Below are 12712 nucleotides of genomic sequence, written 5' to 3' on the forward strand. Positions count from 1 at the left end.
GGCCTCTGGTTCTGGCGCAAGGCCGCGCCAAGGACTCACTTCCAAAACGCCCCTAGGGGTAAAGACCACCTTGAAGAGGGCGATGGGTCCCCGGACCGCCGTTCCTCCCTCAACCGGGATAAAGACCAGTTCCGGCAAGGGGGTACGATCGGCCTGAAGACGGGAGGTTTCATCCTCCGGCGCATAGCCCACGATCGCGCCCTGAAGATCCACACTCACTTTGTAGGTCAGCGTTTCGTCAAACTCCGGTTCATTCCATTTCTGATCAATGGCGTCATACAGTTGGGTGCGTAACCGGCGTAACTGATCGACATCGGTGATTTCAATACTGGCAGCGGCTCCCTCGTTGCTATCTGGGCTGGCGGTGGGGGCAGGGCTGGCGGTAGGTGAGGTCGTACTGGCCTCGGTTTCCGTCCGCCACTCCGGTTGGCGAGGACGCTGGATTTCCGGTACGGGCAATAGGAAGAAGGCAGCGGCACCAGCAATGGCCACACTGGCGACCCCCAGCACGATCGGGGTAGCCTGTTCCCGGATCGGGGGTGTTGGTGCATCCCTACGGGAAACGGGTTGGAGTTGAATTTGCACATCGGGCAGGGTGCGGGCATCGGCGCGAAACTGATCGATCGCCTCCACGAGATCGAATAATTGCACCGTGGTAATATCCGCCTGCATCAGGGTGGTCGGATTCGGGGTGGCAATCCCCTGGGGCTGGATCGTGAGACGGTGCAAATGACCCGCCCGTTCCAGGCGCACTAGGGCCGCTCCCGAAGGTTGGGAATGAACCGATCGCACCCCGCTAAAAAGCTCCTGAACGTAGAGATTGACGGCTTGGACCAATTGTTCAAAAAACTCGCGACCGCCGATCAGGGCATCGTGTTCGCTAATATGGCATTCGGCATTCAGTAACGTCGCCATCAGGGGGCGGGTTTCGCCGATCGGCTCTAGTTCTGTGGCATCGCCTAAGCCTTCCAGAACCAGGGTGCAATTGGGCAAGCGATAGTGGCGCTGAATCGTCATGAAACTTCTCCGTCAAACAGACTGACCCAAAAACGCTGCATCCCGGCTGTACCCGTACAGAATAAAAGCTGTTCGAGCAAGTTCATCGCCAGTTGGTTCAATTTTTCATCGGTGTCGTAGATCAGCACCCCGCCTCGACGCGGGTTCATGCGGGCACGGAAGTGCGCCCGAAAGCGTTCCAGGTAATGGGACAGGCGAAAATGATGGTCGGTCGAAAGATCTTTCTGGCGAAGTTGCTGATAGTCCAAAAGCAACTGCCGAATAATCACCGTCAGGCGACGGGCCAGTTGACAAATCAGCAAGACCAGGGCCTTTGCTTCCGTGAGGCTGAGAGGCCGTCGCTGGCTATAGCGGCGTAGGGGGTTGGTGCTGCGTAGCCGCCAGAGGTGGACACGGTTTTTGATCAGGCTTTGCAATCCCAATTCTTTTGACATATAAAGGATGGCTTCAGAACCGTTGAGGTCCAACGCTTCGATCGCCAAGAGCATGAGGTCAATCTGCTGACGTGCCCGCTTAGGACAGGTCGCCTCGGACAAGGGGATATCCGGCAGACTGTCCAGGATCAAAGGAATAGAATCAGACACTTGGGTGGGTGTGGGCATTGTGCTGGCAGAAACATTCATGCGAACCGATTCGACCCCAGTATGTGGAACATCCAGCAGCATTGTATCGGAATCCGGATCTCGCTCAGTATAGTGCAAACTTCGTGAGGTAGTCTTCTAGTGTACGATCGTCTCTGCTGCGTTGACGATGATTCCCGGCGATTCGTTTCCCTATGGACCTAAGAGCACTGATTCGTGAGATTCCCGATTTCCCTAAACCGGGCATTGTTTTTCGCGATATTACCACCCTACTCCATAACCCGGAAGGACTCCGCTATACCATTGATCTCCTGACGGAGCAATGCCGCGACTGGGGAGCAGATCATGTGATTGGCATTGAATCGCGGGGCTTTATTTTCGGAGTGCCCTTGGCCTATAACTTGGGGGCAGGGTTTGTGCCCGTGCGCAAGCCGGGGAAGTTACCGGCGGCGGTGCATATGGTTGAATATGACCTGGAGTATGGCACCGATCGCCTGGAAATTCACCAGGATGGGCTGCAACCGGGCTGTAAGGTGATCATTGCCGATGACTTAATCGCGACCGGGGGCACGGCTCGCGCAACGGCGGAATTGGTACAACGCATTGGCTGTGAACTGGTGGGGTTTAGTTTTATTGTGGAGTTGAAAGCGCTGGGGGGACGGCGGCAGTTGCCCGATGTCCCGATCGTCAGCCTGGTGGCCTACGACTAGTACAGTAAACATAAAGTTTCGCAACGTTGGTAGTAACGACTTTAGTCGTTGCCAGCTAAAGCCAGCACTGCGAACGTTGCAGAACTTACTGTTCGAGCTACTAGTTGCGAACGCACCTTCTAGTGAGTGGGCCAGCCCACCTGGGTGGGTTGTTCATAAATGCGTTTCAACGTATTGAGATCCCTCGCGGAAATCGGGGGAGGCTGACGGACTTGGGCATAGTAAAGGACATCGCCTGGATCGGGGCTGTGTCCCCAGATGCCGAGGGCATGGCCCAACTCATGTCGGGCGGTTGCCTGGGTAAAGGTAGCCGGTTGGTGGGGACTCAGGTAAATATCAAAGCGATGGCGCAGCAGGGTTGTCCCGTCGGTTTGGGGCCGGGTGGTGTACAGGGTATACCGGGTTTCGGCAGCCCGTATGCGGGCCAAACGGCCATCGGGATGGCGTTGAATGGGGGGGGCCGATCGCCAAATCCGGATATCTGCGGTTTCAGGCGTTTCGACTAGGGTTAGGGGTAAAAAGGGATGCCAGACCGCGATCGCGGCGGTGATCGCCTGTCGCCAGGTCTCGGCTTGGGTGGCAGCAAACCCGTTGAGGTTCGGTTGGGAGGGTTCGACATACACGGTAATCGGAAAAGTTGACCACACTAGATACCCAACTTCTGAGGGGGCAATCTGGTCGAAATAATCCCCACGCTGATTTGGGTCCTGCCACTGGGCCAAAAAGGGCGGCAAGGGATGGGGGCGAGCAGCCAGTGCCGATCGCTGGGGGGCGGCTGGAGGAGACATGGCTAGAGTGGCCTCTGGGGAAAACGATCGCGATCCCAAAGTGAGGCTGGCGATCGTCAGTCCGATCAGTCCTAGGAACACTACCCATCGTCGTTGCCGTTGTAAAAACCGTGCGTTCATGTCAAGGGGGGCGACCTGCTGGTGTTTGTCTATACGGAACCTCGATACCTCGATTAATGGGGACGGGGGGTGCCACCGGCCACCTCAAACCCTGATGATTGTATGGGCACAGTTGCAACAACGTTGGTATTTTTCGAGATGCGCATAAAATTTATGGAACAAGGAAGGAGTATGCTTCCCAGCAAACGCCAGTTCTGCACGATATCGGCATCAGAGGCATGGATTAGCCAAGCCGCACACATACTAACACGTACCCTTGGGGAACTGGACAACGATACCTGGCCTAACGATCATAGTGCTCGCCAGGAGGTTATGGAATGTATACGGGAGCCAAATATCTGTATTGGCCTTTGCGAAGACGATATATTACTGGGCTGGCTGGGGCTACGTCCCATGTATAAGACAACTTGGGAAATGCATCCTCTGGTGGTTGATGCCCAATATCAACGGCAAGGGATTGGCAGCGCTCTACTGGCGGAAATTGAGAGAATCGCTAGGGAAAAAGGCATTATTGGAATAGTGCTGGGAACGGATGATGAACAATTTAGGACTTCGCTATCCCAAGTCACTATTAGCCGGGAGAATATATGGGAAGAAATCAAAACCATAAAAAATCTTCGACACCACCCCTATGAATTCTACGAGAAGTGTGGATATATGATCGTTGGCATCATTCCAGACGCGAATGGGAAGCATAAACCTGACATCTGGATGTGGAAGGGATTGGCCTGACAAGGAGTTGTCTCTTGCTTCAAGAACAGTTGACATCCTCAGTCGATCACACATTGAACGTGGGATAGCCGTCTCGGCGGTCTCCGGGGCAGGCAGGATGCCTGCCCCACAATTATTTTTCGTTCGCGTCGTGTCTCCGCAGGAGAATCTACTACAGCCGTTCCCTCCCTAATGAAGTTGTCAAGCCTTGTAAACAAGGGGCTTAAGCCCCTTGTCTGTACCTCACTAAATATGGAAGTGTTATAATGCGGCTTTAGTTTAGTCATAAAGCCAAGCGTTAGACTGAGCAGCCTGACTTAAGGTTGGATACAGAGTTGGCGATCGTGATCCGAGATGAGACTGAGGACGATATTGCCGCGATCGCAGAGGTCACGATCGCGGCCTTTGAGACGCTGGCAATCAGCAACCACACGGAGCAATTCATCATTGAGGCCCTGCGATCGGCCCAGGCGTTGACCCTATCGTTAGTTGCCGAAGTCGAGGGGCGAGTGGTGGGGCATATTGCCTTTTCACCAGTCACCTTGTCCGACGGCACTGGGGATTGGTATGGTCTAGGGCCGCTTGCCGTTCTACCGCAATACCAGCGTCAGGGGATTGGTAAAGCGTTAGTACAAGCAGGGCTAGCGCGATTAAAAGCGTTAAAGGCAAAGGGTTGTTGTCTCGTGGGGCATCCCGAATACTACCGGCAATTGGGTTTTGAAAATGCGGCTGGCCTCGCCTGTGCAGGTGTTCCCGCAGAAGTGTTCTTTGTGCTGGTCTTGGATGGCCACTTGCCGCAGGGGACGGTGACATTTCACGAGGCATTCCAAGCCACAGGGGAACCTTGACCGGCGATCGCGACCCGTTCGTGACGCCCATAGGCTGTTAGTTGTTTGTGAGTTGTTGCCAATCCGCTGACTAGCTTTGTATTGGCCGATCGGTCTTCCCAATCAGTGCCAACAAATCCGCCTCCGTCAGACAGGGAATCCCCAACCCTTGCGCCTTTGCCAACTTCGATCCCGCGCTCTCCCCCACCACCAGATAATCCGTCTTCCGGCTCACCGCTTCCGTCACCTTGCCCCCCGCCTGCTGAATCAATGCCTTGGCTTCCTCCCGTGTCAGTGTTGGCAGCGTTCCTGTCACCACGAAGGTTTTCCCGGCCAATGCTTGAGACATGGGTGTCGCCGTCGCACTCTCAACCGCACGCAACTGCACCCCCGCTGCCTGCAACCGTTCAATTAACTGCTGATTCGCTGGAATTTGAAACCATGCATAAACCGACTGGGCAATTTCCGGCCCAATGCCATAGATCGCCGCGATCGCATCCACCTCAGCCCGCGCCAACTGCCCCACATCCGGGAACGCCGCCGCCAACGCCTGGGCACTCACACTCCCCACATGGCGAATCCCCAATCCATAGAGCACCCGTGACCAGGGCTTTTGCTTCGAGGCCGCGATCGCCTGCACCAACTTCTGCGCCGACTTTTGCCCCAGCCGTTCCAACTGGGCCAGCGGTTCGACTTCCAATGCATATAAGTCAGCCACCGACTGGACCAGTTGCGCCGCCACCAATTGCTGCACCAACTTTTCCCCCAGGCCATTGATATCCAACGCATCGCGACTGGCCCAATGCACCAACGCCCCCCGCACGATCGCCGGACAGGCCGCATTCACACAGCGGGTCACCACCTCCCCCTCCGGTTGCACGACCGGACTGCCACATTCGGGACAGTGATCGGGCAACACCACCCGTTCCGCGTGGGGAGGCCGCAATTCCGGCAATACCCGCACCACCTCCGGAATAATTTCCCCCGCCTTGCGCACGACCACCGTATCGCCCAGGTGTAAATCCAACGCCAGCAGGCGATCGCGGTTATGGAGACTCGCCCGACTCACCGTGGTTCCCGCCAACGGCACCGGCTGAAACTCCGCCACCGGGGTCAGGGCACCAGTGCGCCCCACCTGCACGACTACCCGCTCCACTTTCGTCGGTGCTTCCTCCGCCGGGTATTTCAGCGCCACCGCCCAGCGGGGAAATTTTTGCGTAAACCCCAATTCCTCTTGCAACGCCAAATCATTGAGCTTCACCACCACCCCATCCGTGAGGTAGGGCAAGTGAAACCGCGCCGTCGCCCAGCGATCGTAATAGGCCCGCACCGCGTCTAAACCCTGACAGCGTTGCCGCTCTGGATTCACCCGAAACCCAAACCGTTGCAGCAGTTCTAAACATTCCCACTGGGTCGGGGGTAGTTCAGCGTCCTCATCTAAAATGTGCAGCGTATAGGCAAAAAAATCCAGCTTGCGATCGGCGACAATGCGTGAATCCAACTGGCGTAATGTCCCTGCCGCCGCATTCCGGGGATTGGCAAACAGCGCCATGCCCTCCGCCTCCCGCTCCTGGTTAATCCGCTCAAACACCGACAGCGGCAAAAACGCCTCCCCCCGGACTTCCACCCATGCCGGGGGATTGTCTACTTGCAACCGCAAGGGAATACTGCGAATCGTGCGCACATTTTGGGTAATTTCCTCCCCCATCGTGCCATCCCCCCGCGTCGCCCCCCGTACCAGCACCCCATTTTCATAGGTCAACGCCAGTGCCGAACCATCAATCTTCAGTTCACACACATAATCTGCCAGCATTAACCTCGTAGGGGCGGGTTTCCCAGATAAATCCGGTACCAAACCGTCAACATCCATAAACCCGCCCATCTGGGGATTCTCCGGGGGAGACGCTGCGCGAACAGAGGGTGATTCATCTTGCTCCCCCCGCACCCCCAACACCCGCTGCCAACGGTCCTGCCAACTCGCAAACTCTTCAAGATTAAAGGCATTCTCCAAACTGTAGAGGGGGACCGCATGGGTCACCGACGTGAATTGGGTTGCCGGTTTTTCCCCCACCCGTTGCGTTGGGCTATCGGGCGTCACCAAATCCGGGTGCTGGGTTTCGAGATCCTGGAGTTCGCGGTAGAGGCGATCGTAAACCGGGTCCTCCATAATTGGCGCGTCGAGGACATAGTAGGCATAGCTGGCCTCGGTAAGTAGCCGTCGGAGTTCTTGCACCCGTTGCTCAATCGTCACCTGTGGCTCGGTCTGCTGAGGATTGGGGGAGGAGTGAGGTGGGAGGAAAGAGGAGTGAGGATTGCTCTCTCTTCTCGCTTCTCTCTCCTCTCCCCTAGGCAGATCGGTCTGCTCTGCGGGATCGGGGAAGAGAGGGATTTGGTCAGAAGAGGTCGATCGCGGCACCGTCATTACCCTTAGCGCTCATCCCCCTAGCTTATCCTCAAGGTGTCAAAACTTTTAGGAAGGTTTGCGTAAACCAGCGACATCGCCCAGCTTTTAGCCAAATTGAGCATCACGGGATTACCGGATGGTTGGGGAATCTGGATCGATGTGTGAGCAAACTGCTATACTGAAAAACGCGATGGCGAGCGTAGCCAAGTGGTTAAGGCAGTGGATTGTGGTTCCACCATGCGCGGGTTCGAATCCCGTCGTTCGCCCTAATAAGGTTTAATCGCATCGGGTGAAGGTGTACGATAGCGCTTAACCGAGCCTGTCGTGTGTCTTAAACCTGTTCAGTCGCAGAAAGATAACGGTTCCCTTGCGCATCAAACTAGGCATCGCTTTCGGACACTGCGATGTAAGTTGGGAGCGGGGCGGTTGAACTGCTCCAACCGACGAGATTACATCGATGGGCAAACCTCCCGGTCACTAATGCCTTAAGAGACTGCTACGATCGCCCTATCCCTACGCAAATCACGGGTAACAGCATGGAGCCAACCGCGAAATCACCCGATCAAATTGTGATCGCAGAGGTCAATACCACCCTCAAACGGCTACTGAAACATTGGGGTAATGTAAAGAAAGCGCAACAGAGTTGGGACTTTAAATCCTCCGATCAAGTGCTGTCAGCCTTTACCGCAGATCTTCAGCAGCTTGTCCAAGCTTGGCCAGAGTCCCGCCAAACTCTCCAAAGCGCGATCGCCCAGGATCAAGCCTTTGTGCAATCTGATCAGTATCCTGCCGCGATCGCGGATGCCTTTGCCGCCGTGGATGTGCCCCTTCAGGGGGAATTTCCCACCTACGAATTTCCTCCCTTCAAATTGACGTTTTCGCCAGAAAATGGTTACGTCCGCTTAAGTATTGGTCGTCAGGCGCAACAAACGCGCCTCTTTGCACCGGATGTATTAGCTGCCTGGGTCGCAGTACAATATAAGCGCGTAGTGAATAGTAATTTTAATGCCGATCGCTTTTGCCGGGATCTGATCAGTGCCTATGAAGTGGTCAACCGTCTGGCGCTGCAAAAGCCCGATGTGGTCTGGGGTCATCCGGTGCCGCTCAAGGATATCTATAAGCTGCTCACGCTCAAACAATCCAGCCGCCAGGACTATCCTGAGTCCCTGTTTACCTACGATCTCACCCGGCTCAAGGAGCAAGTTGACATTAGTTACCACCACTATCGGTTTGAACTGGTGCCCTCGCGGAATGCGACGAAGGGGCTACTCTTGCGGAATAGCAAAGGCCAAGAAAGTCGGGTTGATGCCTTAATTATTTATGCCAACGATGACACGGATTAACCCAGCCGATCTCGAACAGTTGCAACAGGGAATCCCCCCCAGCAATCCCACATTGCTGGCCCAGATGACCCTAGGACGAGAGGTGTGGCTCGATCGCGTCCGGGAGCATTACCTGGAAAATTATCTGGCTGATGGCGGTAGCAAGGTAAAAGTCCTGGTTGGAGAAGCGGGTACCGGCAAAACTCACCTGGTACGATCGGTGCTCCAGGATGCCCAGACCATCGGCTATGCAACGGTCTACCTCTCAGCGCGGGATCACAAGCTCAATGACCTGCCGGGACTCTACCGGGCGATCGTGGCGCAACTGGATATGGATGCCTTGGTCCAAGGACTGTGCTGTTACGTGGCGGCGGAATTGGGGTATGGCCGCGATCGCTACGAGGGGCAGGGGTCCCTAGTTCCCCTCCTGTGCGAGGAGCAGCTACTCACGCGGGATCAAGCCATCCGGGAAATCAACCGCGCCAAGGCCAAAGTCTTTCATACGATCGACCTGGGAACCTCCTTCCGCACCTTTGCCCACCATGTCATTACCAGTCACCTGATTCATGAGAACGCGGCGGATTTGGCCTTAGGACTGAAATGGCTGCGGGGTGAAAAATTGGAACGCCACGAAAAGCAGATCACCCATTTATTTGAGCGCCTCAGCCGCACGACTGCCCGTGCCTGGTTAAATTGCCTGATTCGCTTGTTACAACTGGCCGGTAAAACGGGATTGGTTGTGGCGATCGATGATTTAGAAGTGCTGACGGAACCCTCGCCGATCACGGGTCGCTTTCTCTATACCCCCAATGCCATCAAGGATGTCTGTGAACTGTTTCGCCAACTGATCGATGACGTGGAACTACTGAGCCACTTTCTGTTGCTACTGGCGGGACGGCCAGCGGTGATCCAGGATGAAAAACGGGGATTTAAGAGTTACGAAGCTCTGTGGATGCGGTTGCAAACCGGGTTAGTCCCGATCGAAAAATTTAATCCCCTCGCCGATATCGTCGATACCGATGCCCACCTGCTGGCCAATGGTCGTGACTTTGCCGACGCAGTTCACGGCAAATTGCTGACGCTCTTGAGTGATGCCAATTTCCCCCTAGAGTTGGATTATGAAGCGGTGCCTGATCTCAGCGAACAGGGGCCACTGCGATCGGCGGTGATGAAGGCTACTTTGATGGTGCAATCCTGAGCGTTGCCCTCACCCCCGGCCCCTCTCCCCAAGGGCGAGGGGAGTTAAGCCCGATGCCTCTGCCCACAGGCGAGGGAAGTTAGGCCCGATGCCTCTCCCCTAGGGCGAGGGGAGTTCAGCCCAATGCCTTTGCCCACAGGTGAGGGGAGCATAAAAAATACTGCGTTGTGACCGAGTGTCCTATGCCAACCTACTCAGAGAGTCGTAAACAGGCCATTGCGGTGATTGAGTCCCTGCGGGCGGGCATTCCCACGCGGGCTTCGACCCGTGCCCTACCGGATCTGCGGGAGTCGCTCATTGCGCAAATTGCCCAGGATCTCAGTCGCCTTGCTAGCGGTAATCCGCCGCCGGGGCGTTTGCTTTGGGGGGCCTATGGCCAGGGGAAAACCCATGCCTTAACGGCGGTGGAGCACATGGCGCTGGATGAGGGGTTTGCGGTCAGTCGCCTGTCCCTGAGCCGGGAGGTGTCCTGTCACCACCTGTTTAACTTTTATGGCCGGGTGGCGATCGCCCTGCGCACGCCTGACTCCCAAGTTCCCGGTATTCAACAGGCCCTCGATCGCCAAAATCCTGGTGATCTGGTCGATAGCCCCATTCTCAAGCCGGGACGCTATGTTCATCCCTTGCCCGCGATCGTGCTGGAGGACTATTTCTATGCGGCGGGGGAAGATCGCGACCTGCTCTATGGTGATTTGATGGGGACGCGACTGTCGATGCCGGAACTGCGACGGATGCACCGTCTGAACCGGGGGGAAACCCTGCCGCGCTTTGAGGAAAGCTTTCGGGTGAAGGAACACGCCAGTGCCTATTTTGGTCTGCTGGCGGATGCGGTGGTGTGGTGTGGTTACAAGGGTTGGGTGATTTTGATCGATGAGGTGGAACTGGTGGGTCGGTTGGGACGGGTGAGCCGCCTGCAAGCCTACCGGAACCTGAACTGGCTGCTGAATTGGTCCAGAACCCTGCCCTACCCCATCTATACCCTGGGGGTGGTGGCTTCGAGTTTGCGCAATGATGTGTGGTTTAGTGGGGCGGGAACCAGTGGGGCGGGAACCAGTGAGGCTAAACCCAAGGGACGACAGGCCCGTATTGATAGTGTGCAAATGCCGGCCCTGGCGGCTGAACGCTTGGGACCGGAAGCGGCACAGGAGATGGAAACGTTTTTTAAGACGGCGATCGGTCGTCAATGTCCCTCGATTAAGCTGATTCAGACGAAGGATTTACTCGGTTTATTGGAGCGGTTGTGCGAGTTACACGGGCTGGCCTATGGCTGGTCGGCAAAACTGGATGTGGATAATTTGCTCCGCACGGTGAAGGAGGCGGGGAGCCAACCGATTCGGACTTATATTCGGGCGGCGTTGGAGGTGTTGGATATTGCCTATATTTATCGGGAGGCGATCGACCTACGGGTGGATACGCTGCGGGAAGTGACGTTGACTGAAGATGAGAGTTACTTTGCGCTGGAAGATGACACATAGGGGAGAGGTTAGAGCCTTGGGTGACACCACCAAGACACGAAGATGCACCAAGGGGCACAAGGGGGACACGAAGAGATTCGGGGTTTTAACCAGGTGACCTGTGCCCTGTAAATTTTCCTGATTGGGGGGAGTCCGCAGCGTAAGGGAAAGCAGAAACTTCTGTCCCCCAAGCCACGTCCCAGGGAGTGTGACGGTACCATTGGCAACTATGACACAGGCTGGGTTAAGGGACAGGGTGCAGGATCAGTGTTGGCGTACTGGGAGCAGAGCAGTGATTCAGGAGTTCCATCTCTCGGTGACCCCGCTGGGGGACGATGAGTACTTGGTGCGGACGGAGCAGGTTGCCCCAGGGGTGCCCTTGGCGGAAGAACAGGTGGTGTGGCCGATCGAGACTTGGCTACGGCAGTCGCGTTTGCTCATGCAGGACCCCTTGCTCACTGTATTGCAGGGCAAAAAAAAATTGGGCCGAGGGACGGGTGAACCCACGGTGGCCAACCTGGTTAGCTTTGGCCAAACCCTCTATAACCAACTCTTTCAGGGCACGGTCCGCGACAGTTGGGTGACGGCACAAGGGATTGCCTTCCATCGCCGGGAACGCTTGCGTCTGCGGCTGGGCCTGAAGGGATCGCGCTTAACCCGTATTCCCTGGGAAGTCCTCCAAGGCGATCGCCCTCTGGCTACGGGGACCGATGTCATGTTCTCCCGATACCAGCCTACCCCGATCGCCCTGGCCTCCCCCCTGCTTCAACACCTCCATCCCGATCCCCACCAACCCCTACGGGTTCTGGTTGTGCTGGCGGCCCCAGAGGATCAGGAGCGACTGGCCCTGCGCCATGAGGTGGAAACCCTACAGGCGGAACTGCGACGGGTGGCCAGCAGCAGTGAGATGGGACCACTCCCCGAACTGGATTTAACGATTCTGGAACAACCGGGGCGCGAGGCCCTGACCCAAGCCCTGGAACAGGGGGATTACCAAGTTCTGCACTATTCCGGCCACAGTAATGTGAGCGCAACCGGGGGAGAACTGTACCTGGTGAGTGGCCAAACGGGACTGACGGAAGCCCTCAGTGGTGAGGATCTGGTGGGGTTACTGGTCAACAATGGCATTTGCATGGTGGTCCTCAATTCCTGCCGGGGTGCCCATGCCGCCAGTGAAGAAGTGACCCGTGAAGAACTGACTGACGATACGGCGACCCAAAGTCTGGCGGAAAGCCTGGTACGGCGCGGGATTCCCGGTGTGCTGGCAATGGCGGAACGGATTCCCGATTCGGTGGCGTTGACCCTGAGCCGCCTGTTCTATCGCAACCTTAAGCAGGGCTATCCGGTTGATCTCAGTTTGAACCGGGCGCGTCAGGGGTTGATTTCGGCCTATGGCTCCCATCAACTCTATTGGGCCTTGCCGATCCTCTACCTACACCAAAATTTTGATGGCTTTTTGACGGTACCGGCAGCGGCAGCCGCCGATCGCGAAGCAAATCTGGACCTACCCGAACCGACAACCGAGGAGTTACCCGCGATCGCAACCGAGGCAACCGCTAGTAGCACCGCCACCCCCGACC

At 56.4% G+C, this 12712-nt stretch carries 11 protein-coding genes and 1 tRNA gene; 8 read left to right on the plus strand and 4 right to left on the minus strand.

Annotated features, from left to right (window positions below; genetic code table 11):
- On the minus strand, positions 1–1017 hold a 1017-nt coding region (locus ACWIUF_RS20075; RefSeq protein WP_448574311.1), incomplete at its 3' end, for a DUF4335 domain-containing protein.
- Positions 1014–1640, minus strand: a complete 627-nt coding sequence (locus ACWIUF_RS20080) for a DUF3038 domain-containing protein (RefSeq protein WP_448574312.1) — start codon at positions 1638–1640, stop codon at positions 1014–1016. The genes ACWIUF_RS20080 and ACWIUF_RS20075, both read right to left, overlap by 4 nt.
- 152 nt (positions 1641–1792) lie before the next feature.
- Between ACWIUF_RS20080 and ACWIUF_RS20085 the strand changes: the two genes are divergently transcribed.
- The gene (locus ACWIUF_RS20085; RefSeq protein ID WP_448574313.1) at positions 1793–2308 is read left to right on the plus strand and encodes an adenine phosphoribosyltransferase; all 516 of its coding nucleotides are present in this window, start codon (positions 1793–1795) and stop codon (positions 2306–2308) included.
- A gap of 119 nt (positions 2309–2427) precedes the next feature.
- On the opposite strand, the gene ACWIUF_RS20090 is transcribed toward ACWIUF_RS20085, so the two are convergent.
- On the minus strand, positions 2428–3216 hold the full coding sequence (locus tag ACWIUF_RS20090) for a matrixin family metalloprotease (protein ID WP_448574314.1): 789 nt from the start codon (positions 3214–3216) through the stop codon (positions 2428–2430).
- A gap of 171 nt (positions 3217–3387) precedes the next feature.
- Here ACWIUF_RS20090 and aac(6') point away from each other — a divergent pair, with 171 nt between their 5' ends.
- Positions 3388–3948 (plus strand): AAC(6')-Ia family aminoglycoside 6'-N-acetyltransferase, encoded by a 561-nt coding sequence (aac(6'), locus tag ACWIUF_RS20095; protein WP_448574322.1) that lies wholly within the window; start codon positions 3388–3390, stop codon positions 3946–3948.
- Positions 3949–4250: 302 nt separating this feature from the next.
- Complete coding sequence (locus tag ACWIUF_RS20100; RefSeq protein WP_448574315.1) at positions 4251–4775, plus strand: GNAT family N-acetyltransferase; 525 nt, start codon at positions 4251–4253, stop codon at positions 4773–4775.
- A gap of 70 nt (positions 4776–4845) precedes the next feature.
- Here the strand turns inward: ACWIUF_RS20100 and ligA are convergent, their stop codons facing one another.
- Positions 4846–7170 carry an NAD-dependent DNA ligase LigA gene (gene ligA, locus ACWIUF_RS20105; RefSeq protein WP_448574316.1) on the minus strand — a complete coding sequence of 775 codons (2325 nt, stop codon included), beginning with the start codon at positions 7168–7170 and terminating at the stop codon, positions 4846–4848.
- 181 nt (positions 7171–7351) lie between these two features.
- On the opposite strand from ligA, the gene ACWIUF_RS20110 reads away from it, so the two are divergent.
- From ACWIUF_RS20110 to ACWIUF_RS20130, 5 genes are all read left to right on the plus strand, one after another.
- Positions 7352–7424 (plus strand) — tRNA-His (locus ACWIUF_RS20110).
- Positions 7425–7694: 270 nt separating this feature from the next.
- Positions 7695–8501 (plus strand): hypothetical protein, encoded by an 807-nt coding sequence (locus ACWIUF_RS20115; protein ID WP_448574317.1) that lies wholly within the window; start codon positions 7695–7697, stop codon positions 8499–8501.
- Positions 8488–9678: a BREX system ATP-binding domain-containing protein gene (locus ACWIUF_RS20120; protein ID WP_448574319.1), complete on the plus strand. Its 1191-nt coding sequence runs from the start codon at positions 8488–8490 to the stop codon at positions 9676–9678. Before ACWIUF_RS20115 ends, ACWIUF_RS20120 begins: the two co-directional genes overlap by 14 nt.
- Before the next feature lie 182 nt (positions 9679–9860).
- Complete coding sequence (locus ACWIUF_RS20125; RefSeq protein WP_448574320.1) at positions 9861–11153, plus strand: BREX system ATP-binding domain-containing protein; 1293 nt, start codon at positions 9861–9863, stop codon at positions 11151–11153.
- 271 nt (positions 11154–11424) lie between these two features.
- Positions 11425–12712, plus strand: a 1288-nt coding sequence (locus tag ACWIUF_RS20130) for a CHAT domain-containing protein (protein WP_448574321.1), incomplete at its 3' end; no start/stop codon positions are given.

The sequence above is a fragment of the Trichothermofontia sp. genome, assembly GCF_053493415.1.